12 protein-coding genes are annotated in these 17,064 nt (G+C 72.4%); 8 read left to right on the top strand and 4 right to left on the bottom strand.

The window, feature by feature from the left end; translation table 11 throughout:
- Window positions 1-231: 231 nt before the first annotated feature.
- Entirely contained in the window at window positions 232-2,439 is a 2,208-nt protein-coding gene (locus OUQ99_RS01705; RefSeq protein WP_267947650.1) for a (Fe-S)-binding protein, read from the bottom strand.
- A 680-nt stretch (window positions 2,440-3,119) separates the two neighbouring features.
- On the opposite strand from OUQ99_RS01705, the gene dnaK reads away from it, so the two are divergent.
- The 7 genes from dnaK to OUQ99_RS01670 all read left to right on the top strand — a co-directional run bounded on the left by dnaK (window position 3,120) and on the right by OUQ99_RS01670 (window position 12,949).
- A complete protein-coding gene (gene dnaK, locus OUQ99_RS01700) occupies window positions 3,120-4,976 on the top strand; it encodes a molecular chaperone DnaK (protein WP_267947649.1) in 1,857 nt (618 codons plus the stop codon).
- Window positions 4,977-5,013: 37 nt separating this feature from the next.
- Complete coding sequence (gene grpE / locus OUQ99_RS01695; protein WP_267947648.1) at window positions 5,014-5,784, top strand: nucleotide exchange factor GrpE; 771 nt, start codon at window positions 5,014-5,016, stop codon at window positions 5,782-5,784.
- A gap of 139 nt (window positions 5,785-5,923) precedes the next feature.
- Window positions 5,924-7,090 (top strand): molecular chaperone DnaJ, encoded by a 1,167-nt coding sequence (dnaJ, locus tag OUQ99_RS01690; RefSeq protein ID WP_267947647.1) that lies wholly within the window; start codon window positions 5,924-5,926, stop codon window positions 7,088-7,090.
- Window positions 7,087-7,695: a heat shock protein transcriptional repressor HspR gene (locus tag OUQ99_RS31535; protein ID WP_276567182.1), complete on the top strand. Its 609-nt coding sequence runs from the start codon at window positions 7,087-7,089 to the stop codon at window positions 7,693-7,695. Before dnaJ ends, OUQ99_RS31535 begins: the two co-directional genes overlap by 4 nt.
- A gap of 85 nt (window positions 7,696-7,780) precedes the next feature.
- Complete coding sequence (gene clpB, locus OUQ99_RS01680) at window positions 7,781-10,393, top strand: ATP-dependent chaperone ClpB (RefSeq protein WP_267947646.1); 2,613 nt, start codon at window positions 7,781-7,783, stop codon at window positions 10,391-10,393.
- A gap of 447 nt (window positions 10,394-10,840) precedes the next feature.
- Window positions 10,841-11,257 (top strand): spore-associated protein A, encoded by a 417-nt coding sequence (locus OUQ99_RS01675; protein ID WP_267947645.1) that lies wholly within the window; start codon window positions 10,841-10,843, stop codon window positions 11,255-11,257.
- A 243-nt stretch (window positions 11,258-11,500) separates the two neighbouring features.
- Complete coding sequence (locus OUQ99_RS01670) at window positions 11,501-12,949, top strand: AfsR/SARP family transcriptional regulator (protein WP_267947644.1); 1,449 nt, start codon at window positions 11,501-11,503, stop codon at window positions 12,947-12,949.
- Window positions 12,950-13,019: 70 nt separating this feature from the next.
- On the opposite strand, the gene OUQ99_RS01665 is transcribed toward OUQ99_RS01670, so the two are convergent.
- The 3 genes from OUQ99_RS01665 to OUQ99_RS01655 all read right to left on the bottom strand — a co-directional run bounded on the left by OUQ99_RS01665 (window position 13,020) and on the right by OUQ99_RS01655 (window position 15,939).
- The gene (locus OUQ99_RS01665; protein WP_267947643.1) at window positions 13,020-14,006 is read right to left on the bottom strand and encodes an NAD-dependent epimerase/dehydratase family protein; all 987 of its coding nucleotides are present in this window, start codon (window positions 14,004-14,006) and stop codon (window positions 13,020-13,022) included.
- Between the two features lie 189 nt (window positions 14,007-14,195).
- Window positions 14,196-15,458 (bottom strand): RNA polymerase sigma factor, encoded by a 1,263-nt coding sequence (locus tag OUQ99_RS01660; RefSeq protein ID WP_267947642.1) that lies wholly within the window; start codon window positions 15,456-15,458, stop codon window positions 14,196-14,198.
- A gap of 55 nt (window positions 15,459-15,513) precedes the next feature.
- Entirely contained in the window at window positions 15,514-15,939 is a 426-nt protein-coding gene (locus OUQ99_RS01655; protein ID WP_267947641.1) for a YciI family protein, read from the bottom strand.
- Window positions 15,940-16,336: 397 nt separating this feature from the next.
- On the opposite strand from OUQ99_RS01655, the gene OUQ99_RS01650 reads away from it, so the two are divergent.
- On the top strand, window positions 16,337-17,023 hold the full coding sequence (locus OUQ99_RS01650; RefSeq protein ID WP_267947640.1) for a DUF1449 domain-containing protein: 687 nt from the start codon (window positions 16,337-16,339) through the stop codon (window positions 17,021-17,023).
- The last annotated feature ends 41 nt before the right edge of the window (window positions 17,024-17,064 follow it).

Below are 17,064 nucleotides of genomic sequence, written 5' to 3'. Positions count from 1 at the left end.
CGACCCCGGGCACGGGGCGCCCTCCCCGCCGCCGGACGGGCCCCGCCCCTGCCGCGACCCGCACCCGGCATGCACACCCCGTCATGGCGTCCGCACTGCCCGGCGCCGCTCCGCGCGGGCTGCGCGGGCGTCGGGGAACGCCGGAGGGGCCGGGCTCCGGTCGCGAGACCCCCCGCGACCCGGGCCCGGCCCCTCCCCGCCCCCGCCGACGGCGGGAGCGCGTGCCGACGGTCAGGCGTCGGCGGCCTCGGCCTCCTTGGGCGCCTCGCCCCGGACCGAGCGCAGGAGCAGCTGGGAGACGTCCACGACCTCCAGCGTCTCCTTGGCCTCGCCCTGCGACTTCTTCTCGTTGATCGCGTCGCCGAGCATGACCTGGCAGAACGGGCAGGCGGTGGAGACGGTGTCGGGGTTGGTGGTCAGCGCCTCGTCCACCCGCTCGGTGTTGATGCGCTTGCCGATCCGCTCCTCCATCCACATGCGGGCGCCGCCCGCGCCGCAGCAGAAGCCCCGCTCCTTGTGGCGGTGCATCTCCTGGGTCTTGACCCCGGGCACCTGGGCCATGATGTCGCGCGGCGGCGTGTACACCTTGTTGTGGCGGCCCAGGAAGCAGGGGTCGTGGTAGGTGATGTTCTCGTCCACGGAGTTGACCGGGGTGAGCTGCCCCTCCTCCACCAGTTTGGCCAGCAGCTGGCTGTGGTGGACGACCTCATAGGTGCCGCCGAGCTGCGGGTACTCGTTGGCGAGGGTGTTGAAGCAGTGGGGGCAGCTGGCCACGATCTTCGTGACGCCGGCGTCGTTGAGCGTCTCCACGTTCTGCTGCGCGAGCATCTGGAAGACGTACTCCATGCCCAGGCGGCGGGCGGGGTCGCCGGTGCAGGCCTCCATGCCGCCCAGGACGGCGAACTTGACGCCCGCGATGTCCAGCAGTTCGGCGATGGCCTTGGTGGTCTTCTTCGCCCGGTCCTCCAGCGCCCCGGCGCAGCCGACCCAGAACAGGTACTCGGTGCCCTCGGGCAGCTTGTCCTCGACGACCTGGACCTCGACCGGGTTCTCCTGGGAGGCCAGCTCGGCGATCCAGTCCATGCGCCGGTCCTCGGCCATGCCCCAGGGGTTGCCCTTGTTCTCCAGGTTCTTGAGGAGCGTGTTGGCCTCGGACGGGAAGTTGGACTCGACCATGACCTGGTAGCGGCGCATGTCGAGGATGTGGTCGATGTGCTCGATGTCGACCGGGCACTGCTCGACGCAGGCGCCGCAGTTGGTGCAGGCCCACAGCTCGTCGGGGTGGATGACGCCGCCCTCCTCCTCGGTGCCGACCAGCGGCTTGTTGAGGAGTGCGAGGACGTCCACGCCCGCGTGGCTCTCGTCGGGCTTCTCGGCGAGGGTCTCCTCGGTGATGCCCTGGAGGAGGTACGGGGCCTTCTCGTACGCGTGCCGCTGGAGGTCGAGGATGACCTTCTTGGGCGAGAGGGGCTTGCCGGTGTTCCAGGCGGGGCACTGCGACTGGCAGCGGCCGCACTCGGTGCAGCTGCTGAAGTCGAGGAGACCCTTCCAGGTGAAGTCCTCGATCTTGCCCGCGCCGAACGGGTCCTCGTCCGGGTCGGCCTCCTCGAAGTCGAGGGGCTTGGTGCCGGACCTGTCCATCATCTGCTTGGCGGCGCCGAGGGTCGGCTTCCCGTCGGCGTTGCGCTTGAAGTAGATGTTGACCGGCGCGATGAAGCGGTGCCAGCCCACGCCCATGGTGAGCTTGAGCGCCAGCACGACGAAGAACGCGTAGCTGATGATCAGCTTGAACGCGGCGACCAGGGCGATGCCCGGGTCGGCGATGCCCGGGTCGCCGGGCAGGAGCGCGCCCACGGCGTGGGAGATCGGGGTCGCCCAGACCGGGAACGGGAAGGTGTCGGAGGCGACCTTGAAGCCGCGGATCACGAAGATCGCGAACAGCAGGCCGATGATGTAGGCCTCGACGTAGTAGCCGGTCCACTGCTTGGAGTTCATGAAGCGGGACGCGCGGCCGATCCGCGCGGGGCGGTTGACGAACCGGTAGGCGGTCAGGCCCAGGATGCCGACGAGGCTGGTCCCGGCGATGAACTCGATCGCCAGGCCGTAGATCGTCCAGTCGGCGATGACCGGCAGCGTGAAGTGGGGGTCGAAGACCTCGCCCTGCGCCTCCACGACCGTGAAGGCGAGAAGGGGGAAGGAGACCATCACGAACCAGTGCGCGACGCCGATCCACGGCCGCTTGAGCATGCGCCCGTGCCCGAGGATCTCGATGACCGTCATGGTGAACCGTTGTCCGAACGGCCCCTTGCGCTCGGGCTCCACCGCACGGCCCACACCCACGGTTCGCACGATCTGGCGGACGGCCAGAGCGAACATGGTGAACGCGACCACGGCGAAGACCGAGGTGATGATGCCCAGCGTCAAGTACAGAGGATGCATCGTCCGTGGCCTCCCATCCTGCTTCTCGTCGACCGGTGCGCCACACACCGGCGGTCGGAACTTATGTTACTAGCGGGTAATCGCGCGCCCGCCACCGGATCGCCCCGCCGCCGGGCGCGGACCCGGCGGGCGCCCCTTCCGGCGCGGACCGGGGCCGCGGCGCCCGCCCGCGCCGAGGCCCGCGGGCGCCGACGCAACAGAACCACGGGCGTGCGTCCGGGACGACCCCGGACACACCGCGCCTCCCCTATATGTAGCGGACCGCGGACACCGGCGGGCGCCCCGGGCATCGGTGGGACCACCGGGATTCTCCCCCGATCCCAGGTTGGGCCACAGCGGAGGCGGGGGCAACCGGGAACCCGCGGCTGTGGACGGCCGGGCCGGACGCCCCGCCCCCGGCGGGGAACCGCGCCCCCGTCCCCGCCGCCCGGAGCCGCCGGGATTACCCCCGGACGCCCCTGACCTCCCCTGGTTTCCAGGTCAAGGATGTCCCCGAGTTGTCCCGGGGTTCCCCCATCTTCCTCGTGGGGAGTGCCCAGGTCGGGAACATCCCGGCTTGTCCGGCCGTTGTCAGGGCGTAGGAACCAACTTGAGTCTGATCGACTCAACTGACTTGACAGCCCTCGCTCGACGAAGCAAACTTACGCCTGAACGACTCAACTTTGACGGAGGAAGCAACCATGGCTCGTGCGGTCGGAATCGACCTCGGTACGACGAACTCGTGTGTCGCGGTCCTGGAGGGCGGCGAGCCGACGGTCATCGCCAACGCCGAGGGCTCCCGTACCACCCCGTCCGTCGTCGCCTTCGCCAAGAACGGCGAGGTGCTCGTCGGCGAGGTCGCCAAGCGCCAGGCGGTCACCAACGTCGACCGCACCATCCGCTCGGTCAAGCGCCACATCGGCACCGACTGGACGGTGAAGATCGACGACAAGACCTTCAACCCCCAGCAGATCAGCGCCTTCGTGCTCCAGAAGCTCAAGCGCGACGCCGAGGCCTACCTCGGCGAGGACGTGACCGACGCGGTCATCACCGTCCCCGCCTACTTCAGCGACTCCCAGCGCCAGGCCACCAAGGAGGCCGGCACGATCGCGGGCCTCAACGTCCTGCGCATCATCAACGAGCCGACCTCGGCCGCCCTCGCCTACCACCTGGAGAAGGAGGAGGAGGCGACCATCCTGGTGTACGACCTGGGCGGCGGCACCTTCGACGTCTCCCTGCTGGAGGTGGGCGACGGCGTCGTGGAGGTCAAGGCGACCAACGGCGACAACCACCTCGGCGGCGACGACTGGGACCAGGCGATCGTCAACTGGCTGGTCGAGCGCTTCAAGAACTCCAACGGCGTGGACCTGTCCAAGGACAAGATGGCCCTGCAGCGCCTGCGCGAGGCCGCTGAGAAGGCCAAGATCGAGCTGTCCAGCTCCAGCGAGTCGGGCATCAACCTGCCCTACATCACGGCCTCGGCCGAGGGCCCGCTGCACCTGGACGAGAAGCTCTCCCGCGCCGAGTTCCAGCGCCTGACCTCCGACCTGGTCGAGCGGACCAAGACGCCGTTCCAGCAGGTCATCAAGGACGCGGGGATCAGTGTCGACCAGATCGACCACGTGGTCCTGGTGGGCGGCTCGACCCGTATGCCCGCCATCGCCGACCTGGTCAAGGAGATGACCGGCGGCAAGGAGCCCAACAAGGGCGTCAACCCGGACGAGGTCGTGGCGATCGGCGCCGCGCTCCAGGCCGGCGTGCTCAAGGGCGAGGTCAAGGACGTCCTGCTCCTGGACGTGACCCCGCTGTCGCTGGGCATCGAGACCAAGGGCGGGGTGTTCACCAAGCTCATCGAGCGCAACACCACCATCCCCACCAAGCGCTCCGAGATCTTCACGACGGCCGACGACAACCAGCCGTCCGTGCAGATCCAGGTCTACCAGGGTGAGCGCGACATCGCCCAGTACAACAAGAAGCTGGGCGTCTTCGACCTGACCGGCCTGCCCCCGGCGCCGCGCGGCGTCCCGCAGATCGAGGTCGCCTTCGACATCGACGCCAACGGCATCGTCAGCGTCACCGCGAAGGACCTGGGCACCGGCCGCGAGCAGTCCGTCACCATCTCCGGCGGCTCCGCGATGTCCAAGGACGACATCGACAAGATGGTCCGCGACGCCGAGCAGTACGCGGAGGAGGACCGCAAGCGCCGCGAGGAGGCCGAGGTCCGCAACAACGCCGAGTCCCTCGTCTACCAGACCGAGAAGGTCATCAAGGACAACGAGGACAAGATCCCGGCGGACGTGCGCTCCGAGACCGAGGCCGCGGTGGCCGAGCTGAAGACCGCACTCGAGGGCACCGACGTCGAGGCCATCCGCTCCGCGAGCGAGAAGGTCGCGCTGGCCAGCCAGAAGATCGGTTCCGCGATCTACAGCCAGGGCCAGCAGGGCGGTGCCGAGGGCGACGCCGGCGCTTCGGCCTCCGACTCCGCCGACGACACCGACGTCGTGGACGCCGAGATCGTCGACGAGGACAACGGCAAGGGCAACCAGCAGCAGTCCTGAGCCCCAGGTCGAGTCGAGGAAGGAGGGCACGCCGGACATGGCACCGTCGGACAACAACACGAACAACTCCGACACCGGTGACGGTGAGGAGAAGCAGGGCCCGGTGATCCGCGACAACCGCCGGATCGACCCCGAGACCGGTGAGGTCCGCGAGCCCAAGGGGGCCACCGCCCCCGAGGAGCCCGCCGCCGCGCCGGACGACTCCGACGAGGACGTCGTCGAGGCCGAGCTGGAGGACTTCCCCGAGATTCCGGACACTCCGGAATCCGTGGTCACGGACGCGATCAACGCGGACGAGCGGGTCATCGAGCTGACCAACGACATCAAGCGCGTGCAGGCGGAGTACTCCAACTACCGCAAGCGCGTCGAGCGCGACCGCGTCGCGGTCCGCGAGACGGCGACCGCCCAGGTCCTCGGCGAACTCCTGCCGATCCTGGACGACATCGGCCGGGCGCGGGACCACGACGAGCTCAACGGCGGGTTCAAGGCGGTGGGCGAGGCCCTGGAGGCCTCCGTCACCAAGCTGGGCCTGGAGCGCTACGCGGACCAGGGCGACGAGTTCGACCCGAACATCCACGAGGCGCTCACCCTGGTGCCGGTCCCCAACATCTCCGTACAGTCGGTGATCGAGGTGTTCCAGCCCGGGTACCGCATCGGTGAGAGGATCCTCCGTCCGGCCCGCGTGGTCGTCGGGGACCCGGTCGACGGCGGCGAGGCCCCGGCCGGCGCCGCCGAGGACGGCGGGACCCCCGGAGCGGACGAGGCCGACACCGCGGCCGAGTCCGGTGGCGAGGAGAACAGCAAGTAGCGGGCACGCCCGTGACCTCCGGCCGTGACCTCCGCGCGAGCGGCGGTCACGGCCGGAGTCGGACCCCGGCCCGCCACGGGCCGGGGTCACGTGGAACCATCGGACGCAACCGGCACCAGCGGGGAGAAGGCACCAGTCGATGAGCACCAAGGACTACCTGGAGAAGGACTACTACAAGGTCCTCGGAGTCTCAAAGACCGCCTCGAAGGACGAGATCAAGCAGTCCTACCGCAAGCTGGCCCGGGAGAGCCACCCCGACGCGAACACCGACGACCCCAAGGCGGAGGACCGCTTCAAGGAGGTCTCCGAGGCGTACAACGTCCTGTCGGACGACAAGCGCCGCAAGGAGTACGACGAGGCGAGATCGCTGTTCGGGGGGTCGTACCGCCCGGGCGGCGGCACCGGGCCGGGCGGGTTCGACATGGGCGACCTGTTCGGCCAGGGCACCTCCGGGGGCGGTGGCGGCGCGGGCGGTGAGCGCCTGAGCGACATCTTCGGCGGCCTGTTCGGCAACCGCGGCCGGGGCGGCGGGGCGACGCGCAGCCGGCGCGGCGCGGACGTCGAGACCGAGACCACGCTGACCTTCCGCGAGGCGGCCGACGGGGTCACGCGCTCCTTCCAGCTGACCAGCGAGGAGGCGTGTCCCACCTGCAAGGGCACGGGCGCCAAGCTCGGCACGGCCCCGCGGATGTGCCCGAAGTGCTCCGGCACCGGGCACGAGAACACCAATCTGGGCGGCTTCTCGCTGTCCGAGCCGTGCAGCGAGTGCAAGGGCCGCGGCCTGGTCGTGGACGACCCCTGCGCCACCTGCAACGGCAGCGGGCGCGGCAAGAGCACCCGCACCATCCAGACCCGTATCCCGGGCGGGGTGACCGAGGGCCAGCGGATCAGGATCAAGGGCAAGGGCGCGCCGGGTGAGAACGGCGGTCCGGCGGGTGACCTCTACGTCGTCGTCCACGTGAAGGAGCACCCGGTGTTCGGCAGGAGCGGCGACAACGTGACGATCACCGTGCCGGTGAGCTTCCCCGAGGCGGTGCTCGGCGCGGAGGTCCGCATCCCGACGCTCAACGGCTTCCCGGTGACCGTGAAGGTCCCGCCGGGCACGCAGAACGGTCACAAGCTGCGGGTGCGCGGCAAGGGCGCGACCCGCAAGGACGGCACCGCGGGCGACATGCTCGTCACGATCGAGGTGGCGGTGCCGAAGACGCTCAGCGGGGACGCGCGCGAGGCCCTGGAGAAGTTCCGCGCCGCGACGTCCGACTACGACCCGCGTGACGGACTCGAGGCGCGGGCGAAGGGTGCGTGAACGACGTGAACGACTCCTTCGGCGCTGACGCCCCGGTCTACGTGATCTCGGTGGCCGCCGAACTCGCGGGGATGCACCCGCAGACCCTGAGGCAGTACGACCGGCTGGGGATCGTCTCCCCCGGCCGGGCGTCCGGCCGGGGGCGCCGCTACTCCATGCGCGACGTGCAGACGCTGCGCGAGGTGCAGCGGCTGTCCCAGGAGGAGGGCATCAACCTCGCCGGGATCAAGCGGATCCTCGAACTGCAGCACGAGGTCGAGCAGCTGCGCGAGCAGATCTTCCATGTGGCGAACGAGCTGGAGGCGGCCCGGCGGGCGGTGTCCAGGCGCGGCAGGCCCGCCCGCCCCGAGCCGGGGCCCGCGGTCCGCGGCGAGCTGGTGCGCCGGACCCGTGTGACCATCTTCAACACCGCCGAGCCCTTCGGGGCCGCCGGGGGCGACGAGGAGCCCCGCGACGCGGGGCCGGGCTCCCCCGGCCAGCCGGGCGCTCCGGGCCGGGGCGCCGCCGGACCGGGGGTCCCCGGGCAGGGCGGTCCCGGGCAGGAGGGCCCGCAGCGCGGGACCGGCGGCACCGAGAGGGGCCGCACGGAGAACGGGCGGGACTGAGGGACGTCCGCCCCACCGCCGGGGGCCGAGGCCGGCCACTGATCATCACTGTGAGTGACATTAGTTTTTCTAGGAGTCACCGGACATGAACTACAAGCTCACCCAGAAGAGCCAGGAGGCTCTGTCGGTGGCCATCCGCCGCGCCACCACGGACGGCAGCCCCCAGACCGAGCCCGCTCACCTGCTGGCGGCCCTCCTCGACCAGCCCGAGGGGATCACCCGTCCTCTGCTCAAGGAGGTCGGCGCCAACCCCGACACCCTCAAGGACAAGGTCGAGGCCGCCATCGGCGCCCTGCCCAGGGCCGCGGGGTCCACGGTCAGCTCGCCCAGTTCGTCGCGCCAGCTGATCGTCTCCATCAACACGGCGGCGCAGCGCGCCCAGCAGATGGAGGACGAGTACGTCTCCACCGAGCACCTGCTGGTGGGGCTCGCCACCGACGGCGGTGAGGCCGCACGGCTGCTCACCGAGGCGGGGGCGACCCCCGACGCGCTCCTGGAGGCGTTCGAGCGGGTGCGCGGGACGGGGAAGATCACCACCGAGAACCCCGAGGACACCTACAAGGCGCTGGAGAAGTTCGGCGTCGACCTCACCGAGCGCGCCCGCGAGGGCAAGGTCGACCCGGTCATCGGACGCGACGGGGAGATCCGCCGGGTCGTCCAGGTGCTCAGCCGCCGCACCAAGAACAACCCCGTGCTCATCGGCGAGCCCGGCGTCGGCAAGACCGCCGTCGTCGAGGGGCTCGCCCAGCGCATCGTGGCCGGGGACGTGCCGCAGTCGCTGGTCGGCAAGCGCCTGGTCAGCCTGGACCTGTCCGCGATGGTGGCGGGCGCCAAGTACCGGGGCGAGTTCGAGGAGCGGCTCAAGTCGGTGCTCTCCGAGATCAAGGCGTCCGAGGGCCGGGTCATCACCTTCATCGACGAGCTGCACACCATGGTCGGCGCGGGCGCCGCCGAGGGCGCCATGGACGCGGGCAACATGCTCAAGCCCATGCTGGCGCGCGGGGAGCTGCGCATGGTCGGCGCGACCACCCTGGACGAGTACAGGGAGAAGATCGAGAAGGACCCCGCACTCGAACGCCGGTTCCAGCAGGTCATGGTGGGCGAGCCGTCGGCGGCGGACACGATCGCGATCCTGCGCGGGCTCAAGGGCCGCTACGAGGCCCACCACAAGGTCCAGATCGCCGACGCGGCGCTGGTGGCCGCCGCGACCCTGTCCGACCGCTACATCACCGCCCGCTTCCTGCCGGACAAGGCCATCGACCTCATCGACGAGGCCGCGTCCCGGCTGCGCATGGAGATCGACTCCAGTCCGGTGGAGATCGACGAGCTCAAGCGCACCGTCGACCGCCTGAAGATGGAGGAGATGGCGCTGGAGAAGGAGTCGGACCCGGCCAGCGTGCAGCGGCTGGAGCGGCTCCGCTCCGACCTCGCCGACACCCAGGAGCAGCTCACCGGCCTCGTGGCGCGGTGGGAGCAGGAGAAGGCCGGGCTCAACCGGCTCGGCGAGCTCAAGGGCCAGCTGGACGACCTGCGCACGCGCGCCGAGCTGGCGCAGCGCGAGGGCGACTTCGGCGAGGCCTCCCGGCTCATGTACGGGGACATCCCGCAGCTGGAGAAGCAGGTCGAGGAGGCGTCCAAGGCCGAGGAGAGCGCGGCGCCCCAGGGCGGCGACACCATGGTCAAGGACGAGGTCGGCGCCGACGAGGTCGCCGACGTGGTGTCCGCGTGGACCGGCATCCCCGTCGGGCGGCTGTTGGAGGGCGAGACCTCCAAGCTGCTGCGCATGGAGGACGAGCTGGGTTCGCGGATCATCGGCCAGCGGGACGCCGTCACGGCGGTGTCGGACGCGGTGCGCCGGGCTCGGGCGGGGATCTCCGACCCGGACCGGCCGACGGGTTCGTTCCTGTTCCTCGGGCCGACGGGCGTGGGCAAGACCGAGCTGGCCAAGGCGCTGGCGGAGTTCCTGTTCGACGACGAGCGCGCGATCGTGCGCATCGACATGAGCGAGTACTCCGAGAAGCACTCCGTGTCGCGCCTGGTGGGCGCGCCCCCCGGATACGTGGGGTACGAGGAGGGCGGCCAGCTGACCGAGGCGGTGCGCCGCCGCCCGTACACGGTCGTGCTGCTGGACGAGGTGGAGAAGGGGCACCCGGAGGTGTTCGACACCCTGCTCCAGGTGCTGGACGACGGCCGCCTGACCGACGGGCAGGGCCGCCAGGTCGACTTCCGCAACACGATCCTCATCCTCACCTCCAACCTGGGGTCGCCGTTCCTGGTGGACCAGTCGCTGGAGGAGTCGGTGCGCCGGGACCGCGTCATGGACGTGGTGCGGGCGACCTTCAAGCCGGAGTTCCTGAACCGGCTGGACGACGTGATCATGTTCGACGCCCTGTCCACGGCCGACCTGACGCGGATCGTGGACCTGCAGGTGGACAAGCTGGCCGGGCGCCTGGCCGACCGGCGGTTCGGCCTGGACGTCACACCGGGCGCGCGGGAGTGGCTGGCGCTGACGGGCTACGACCCGAACTACGGCGCGCGTCCGCTGCGCCGCCTGGTGCAGTCCACCATCGGCGACCCCCTGGCGCGTGAACTGCTGTCGGGCTCCCTGTCCGAGGGCGACACGGCGGTCGTGGACGTGGACGACGTCTCGGACAAGCTGCGGGTGACCGTGCGCGGGGGCGACGCTCCCGCGGCCTGACCGGCCCCCGCGCGCGGGGGCCGCGGGGCCCGGCCGGGACGGGCACGGAGCGCAGGCGGTGGGGGGCCGTCCCCGGCCGGGGGCGGCCCCCTCCGCGTGCCGGACGCCCCGGGAGGGGCGGGCGTCCGCCCCCGGGCCGGGACACACCGCAGCCCCTCTGCCCACCGGGCGGCGAACCACCGGACGATGCGTGATCGTGGAAGGCGCAGGTGTCCATGTCGTACGGCACCGACGACATCCGTTCGAGCGAGGGCTCGGCCGGTCCGAAGCCGGGCTGCCCGCCTCCCCGGTCTCCGGGCGGGACGCAAGCAGGGGTGAAGCCGACACGAAGCGGCCTCTGTCAGCCTCTCCCCGCACCCGCACCACGAAGGGCGCCCCGGTGACGGGACCGACCGGGGCGGTCCGGCACTCCGCGTATCCGCTCGGGCCCACGATGGGACACGAATCATGAGGAAGCTCCTCCGCAAGACCGCCTCCGTCGCCGCCGCCCTGGGCCTCGCGGCGACCGGCCTGCTCGCCACGGCCGCGCCCGCCGCGGCGGCCACCTACGGGGGCGAGTGCGGCAGCGGCTACTCCGTGGTCAACTCGGCCGCCGTCGGGACCAAGGGCACGGTCTTCCTGACCTACAACAACTCCAACGGCCGCAACTGCGTGGTCACCAAGCGCAACGCCGCGGGGGCGGCCGTCATCATCGAGGCGGGCCTGTCGATCAGCCCGGCGGGCGGCCACTGGGACGTGTACGAGGGCGACTACTTCACCAGCTACGCGGGCCCGATCTACCTGAACGCGGCCGGGCGGTGCGTGGACTGGATGGGCCGCATCAGCGGCACCGAGGGCGGCAAGCGCGGCACGAACTGCGGCTGACCCCGCTCGGGCGGCCCGGGCGCCGGGCCGCCCGGCTCCGCCGGATCACTCCCGTACCGGTTTCACTCCGGCGGTGAGCACAGCCGTCCTACGGCCGAAACCCGATGACGCAGGTCAACATTTGGCGCATTCCGGACCTGTTGCGTGTATGCGCGACGATCTGTGGACTGGGCCGCACAGCGTGTCGTATGCTCCGCCACGGCCGTGCGGCGCAGGGGTCGCCGCGGGGCGAGGGGGCGCGGGGTGCAGACCAACCTGTCAGTGATCCGGTACCGGCTGCTCGGCTCGGTCGAGGCCCACTCCGGGGGGCGGCGCGTCGCACTCGGCGGCCCCAAGCGCAGAACCGTCCTCGCGGCCCTGCTCCTGCGGCCGAACACGGTGGTCGCCGACGACAGGCTCGTCGACCTCGTCTGGGGGGACGACCCGCCGCGCAGCGCCCGGCCCCAGCTCCAGGTGCACATCCACGAACTGCGCAAGCGCCTGGGCCCCGCGACGATCGTCCGGCACAGCTACGGCTACCAGCTGCTGGCGGCCCCCGGGGCCACCGACGCGGAGGAGTTCCGGCGGCTCGTCGCCCTGGCCCGGGTCCACCGGTCCGAGGGGCGCCGCGACGAGGCCGCCCGGACCCTGCGCTCGGCGATGGCGCTGTGGACCGGCCCGGCCCTCGGCGGGGTCACCGCGCCGCTGGAGGAGAAGGCGCGCCCCGCCCTGGAGGAGTCGCGGCTGTACGCCCTGGAGGAGCTGTACGGGGTGGAGGTCGAACGCGGACGGGGCTCCTCCGCCGTGCCCGAACTGCGCACCCTCTGCTCCGAGCACCCCACCCGGGAGAGCCTGGTCGCCCTGCTCATGTCCGCCCTGCACTCGTGCGGGCGCACCGGCGAGGCGCTGGAGGCGTACGCCTCGCTGCGCGACCTGTTCGCCCGGGAGATGGGGATCGCCCCGGGCGCACAGCTCCAGCGGCTCCACCTGGGGCTCCTGAGCCCGGAGCGGGAGGAGGGGCGGGCCCGCCGCAGGCCGTCGGTCCGCCCGGCGGAGCTCCCCCACGCCGTCCGCGGGTTCGTGGCGCGGGACCGGGAGCTCGCCGTCCTCGACGCCGGACGGGAGGGGCGGGCCTCCCTGTTCCTCGTCACGGGGGTCGCGGGCGTCGGCAAGACCGCGCTGGCCCTGCACTGGGGCCACACCGCGCGGGAGGACTTCCCCGACGGACAGCTGTACCTGGACCTGCGCGGATCCGCGTGCGGCGAGGCTCCGACGCAACCCGACGACGCCCTGCGCCAGCTGCTGCGCAGCCTCGGCGCCGACACGCGCGACCTGCCGGCCGACGCCCCGGGGCTCGCCAAGCTGTTCCGCTCGATGACGGCCGACCGGCGGCTGCTGATCCTGCTGGACGACGCCGCGTCGGCGGAGCAGGTCGTCCCGCTCCTCCCGGGCGGCCCGGACAGCACGGTCCTGGTGACCGGCCGCCGCGACCTCCCCGACCTGGTGGCGCTGTTCGGCGCGGTCCGGATCCGGCTCGACGTGCTGTCGGAGGAGTCCTCCGTCGAGCTGTTCCGGTTCGTCGCCGGGGACGCCGGGCCGGCCTCCGGCCCCTCGGCCGCCCCGGCGATCGCGGGCGACTGCGGCGGACTCCCCCTGGCGCTGCGGATGGCCGCCGCCACCATGGGCGCCGTCGGCCCTCCCCGGCCGGTCTGACCGGCGGGCACGCCGCCCCGTCGCTCCCGGCGGAGGAGCGCCGCCTCGCCCGCGGGGCGCGCCGCGCGGGTCACCCGGCGGCGAGCACGCGTGCCTCGACCTCCGGGTCCAGCCCCGGGCTCGGGCGGTCCGTGCGCTGCGGGGCCTCTCCTCCGACGGACAGCAGCCACTCCCAGGTGTCGGTGACGGTCTCGGCCACCGGGCGGCAGCGCAGACCGGCCGCGACCGCCCTGGCGACGCCGGCGCCGTGCAGCGCCTCGTGCATCTCGCCCGGCGGCAGCCAGACCGGCAGGTCCGTCCACGGCCGGATGCCCGCTTCCGCGACGACATCCGGGTCGGTCCAGCGGAACTCCGCGTCGGAGCCCGTGGCTGCGGCGCAGGCGGTCAGCAGCCCCTCCATGGTGGTGTGCCCCGGCGGGCTCACCAGGTTGTACGGGCCGCCCAGGCCCTTCTCCGCCGCGTCGAGGGTCCACGCGGCGAGGTCGCGCGCGTCCACGTACTGCAGGGGCAGGTCGCGCGGGCCGGGAGCCAGGACCGGACCGCCGCGGGCGACGCGGTTCAGCCACCAGGGCAGGCGGCCGACGTTCTCGTGCGGGCCGAGGACGAGTCCGGCCCGCACGGACAGGGCCCGGTCCCCGAAGGCCCGCTCCGCGGCCAGCTCCCCGCCCCGCTTGTCGTTCGCGTAGTCGGTGGCGCCCGCGTCCGGAGCCCCCTCCACCACCGGCCAGTCCTCGTCGGAGCCCGCCGGTGAGGGGTAGGTGTAGACGGAGCGGCTGGAGACGTAGGCGTAGTGCCCGGCACGGTCCGCGAGGAGGTTCGCCGCGGCGGCCACGGCGCTCGGCGCCGCCGACCAGGTGTCGACGACGGCGTCCCACTCCCCCGTCCCCAGTTCCGCGAGCCCGCCCTCCGCCAGCCGGTCGCCGTGCAGCACGGTGGCGCCCTCCGGCGCCGGCCGGGTCCCCCGGTGGAACACGGTGGTGTCCCACCCGCGTCCCAGCGCGTCCTCCACGACGGCTCGTCCCACGAACTCGGTACCGCCCAGTACGAGAAGTCTCATGGGGAGGAGTCTGGCGTCCCGCGCCCCGGCACGCCAGAGGTGACTGCTCTCGGCAGAACCGGAAATGACCGGATGCGCCGGCGTGGCCCGGGGCACGCCGCACGGTTCGGCCCGGCCCCCGGCTCCGTCCGGGGCTCCGGCTCCGCCCGGGTCACCGGCCGCGGGGAGGGCCCGGCCCGGGCGCCGCGGTCAGCCCGCGCAGGAGACGGCGCGACCGCGGAGGTGGTCGCGCTCGCGCTCGTTGAGGGTGAGGTCCGCCGCGCGCTCGAACTCCTCCCGCGCCTCGTCCGGGCGCCTGAGGCGCAGCAGCAGGTCGCCCCGCACGGCGGCCAGGAGGTGGTAGCCGTCCAGGACCCCGGCCTCGCTCAGGGAGTCCACGATGTCCAGCGCCGGTCCCGGCCCGTCCGCCATGGACACCGCGACGGCGCGGTTCAGTTCGACGACCGGGGACCGGGTGACCGCGGCCAGCTCCGCGTACAGCCCCGCGATCCCGGCCCAGTCGGTGTCCTCCACTGCCGCGGCCTGGGCGTGCTTGGCCGCGATGGCCGCCTGGAGCGCGTAGGGGCCGCGCGGTTCGGCCGGGTCGGCGGAGAGCGCGTGCCTCAGCGCCCGGAACCCCCGCAGGACGAGCCTGCGGTCCCAGCGGGTGCGGTCCTGCTCGGCGAGCGGGACGGGCTCGCCGCCCGGCCCGACACGGGCCCGGAACCGCGAGGCGTGCAGTTCCATCAGCGCGACCAGGCCGTGCACCTCGCGCTCCCCCGGCAGCAGCGCGGTGAGCACCCTTCCCAGGCGCATGGCCTCGTCGCACAGCTCGGGGCGTATCCAGTCACCGCCGGAGGTCGCGGCGTAGCCCTCGTTGAACACCAGGTAGACGACCTCCAGGACGGAGGCGAGCCGGGCGTCGCGGTCCGCCCCGACCGGTACCTCGAAGGGCACCTGCCTGGCGGCGAGCGTGCGCTTGGCGCGCACGACGCGTTGGGCGACGGTGGACTCCGGCACCAGGAAGGCGCGGGCGACCTCCTCCGTGGTGAGCCCGCCGAGCAGGCGGAGGGTGAGCGCGACCCTCGCCTCGGTGGACAGCACGGGGTGGCAGCACACGAACATCAACTTGAGGAGGTCGTCGCCGTAGTCCTCCTCCAGGACGGCGTCGAACTCGGCCTGTCCGTCGTGCCCGGCGATGTCGCGGCCCAGGTCGGCCATCCGCTTCTGGAAGCGCTCGTCCCGCCGCCAGCGGTCGAGCATCCGCCGCTTGGCCACGGTGGTCAACCACGCGCCGGGGTTGTCGGGAACCCCCTCGTCTGGCCACTTCTCCAAGGCGCTGACCAGGGCGTCCTGGGCGAACTCCTCGGCGAGGCCGACGTCGCCGACCATGCGGGTGAGCGCGGCGACGAGGCGGGCCGACTCGATGCGCCAGACCGCCTCGACCGCGCGGGTTGCGTCGGTGTGGCTCACGGACCAATGACAGCACCATGAGCCACACCACCGCAAGCCCGGACGAACCGGCCCCTCAGGCCTCGTGCTCGTTGTGGGCGCGCATCTGGCGCTCGCGCTCCTTGAGCTCCTCGGGCATCTCGTCGCCGAAGTCGTCGGTCCCCATGATGCGCCGCAGCACCAGGCTCATCTCGCCGGTGTCGCCGTGCGGGCAGCGCCTGGCCCACTCCACGGCCTCCTCGTGCGAGGACACCTGGAGGATCCAGTAGCCGGCGATGAACTCCTTGGCCTCCGCGAAGGGGCCGTCCGTGACGTTCGTCCGGCCGTCGGAGAAGGTGACCCGGGTCGCCTCCTCGGAGGGGGCCAGGCCGTCGCCGGCGAGGAGGACGCCGGCCTTGACCAGCTCCTCGTTGTAGTCGGCCATCGCCTGGAACATCTCCGGCGTCATCTCCGTGTCGGCCTCGGCCTGCGGGTCGGACATGATCGACATCATGTAGCGCATGGTGTTCGCCTCCCGTGCGGCGGAGGAGCCTCTCTCCCCCGCTCTCGTCTACACGTCGAACGGAACGGCGGGGAATCGACACGGCGGCCGAACTTTTCTCCGACTTTTTTCGGGGAGTCCCGCCCGGGCCGCCGCCCCGGTCTCGTCGATCCGCCTCACCAGGCCTTACTACCCGGAACGGCGGGGATGACCGCGGAATCCGCGACCGCTCGCCGCGCACGGGACGGTCCGCCTCCGGACGGGCCGCCGCCCGCCCCGCGGCCGGGGGCGCCCTCCCCCCGCCCCCTGGCCACAACCGGTCATACCGGTGACCGCCCCGGAGCCCGACCCGGGCCGTTCGGTAGAGTTCCGGCACGGTCGCGCCGGGCGGCGGTCGCGGAGCGAGGGGGCGGTTCGGGTGGGCTTGTTCTTGGACACCGCCCTCGGGTTCCCGACGGTGCTGCTCACCCCCGCACTGGTCGTCGTCGCGGGCTACTGGCTGTTCGTCGCGGTCGGCGCCGCCGACCTGGACCTCCTCGACGGCGTGGACGCCGACGGCGACGCCGTGGGCCTGAGCGCCTTCATGGGCAGGGTCGGGCTGGGAGGAACGGCGCCGAAGGCGTCCGTCGAGGGCGGCGGACGACGGCCGGGCGTCCCGGTCACGGTCGCGCTCACCGCGCTCGTCTGCGTCGCCTGGTTCGTGAGCATGATCGGAGGCATCATGACCAACCTCCTGGACACCGCGTCCACCCCCCTCCTGCTGGTGCTCGGCGCCGTGGTCCTGCTGATCGCGCTCGTCGCCGCGTGGGCGGTCACCAGCGGACTGGTCATGTCACTCCAGCGGTTCCTCCCCCGGCGCACCGAGGATTCCAAGCACGAACTGGTCGGGCGCACCTGTGTGATCCGCATCGGCGACGCGGACGAGTCCTTCGGCCGGGCCGAGATCACCACCGCGGGCGGGGCGTCCATCTCCATCCCGGTGCGCACCACCGGCGGCGAGGTCCTGCCGCTGGGCAGCACGGCCCTGATCTTCGACCACAGCCCCGAGGGCGACGTCTTCCTCGTCACGCGCTTCGACGCCGCGCTGGACCCCGACCGGCCCTGAGCCCCCGGCCCCGGGGCTCCGCCTTTCCCGGGCGGGCCCCT

Origin of the sequence: Streptomonospora nanhaiensis, assembly GCF_026642255.1 — a bacterium.
In the GTDB taxonomy this organism is placed as follows: domain Bacteria; phylum Actinomycetota; class Actinomycetes; order Streptosporangiales; family Streptosporangiaceae; genus Nocardiopsis; species Nocardiopsis tropica.
The sequence above is the reverse complement of the archived record's forward strand: the minus strand, read 5'-3'. Positions and strand labels throughout refer to the sequence as shown.

Coding starts and splice junctions, on each gene's coding strand:
- OUQ99_RS01705 (WP_267947650.1), bottom strand. CDS start 2,439: ATGCATCCTCTGTACTTGACGCTGGGCATCATCACCTCGGTCTTCGCC.
- OUQ99_RS01655 (WP_267947641.1), bottom strand. CDS start 15,939: ATGCGCTACATGATGTCGATCATGTCCGACCCGCAGGCCGAGGCCGAC.
- clpB (WP_267947646.1), top strand. CDS start 7,781: ATGAACTACAAGCTCACCCAGAAGAGCCAGGAGGCTCTGTCGGTGGCC.
- OUQ99_RS01665 (WP_267947643.1), bottom strand. CDS start 14,006: ATGAGACTTCTCGTACTGGGCGGTACCGAGTTCGTGGGACGAGCCGTC.
- dnaJ (WP_267947647.1), top strand. CDS start 5,924: ATGAGCACCAAGGACTACCTGGAGAAGGACTACTACAAGGTCCTCGGA.
- dnaK (WP_267947649.1), top strand. CDS start 3,120: ATGGCTCGTGCGGTCGGAATCGACCTCGGTACGACGAACTCGTGTGTC.
- grpE (WP_267947648.1), top strand. CDS start 5,014: ATGGCACCGTCGGACAACAACACGAACAACTCCGACACCGGTGACGGT.
- OUQ99_RS01675 (WP_267947645.1), top strand. CDS start 10,841: ATGAGGAAGCTCCTCCGCAAGACCGCCTCCGTCGCCGCCGCCCTGGGC.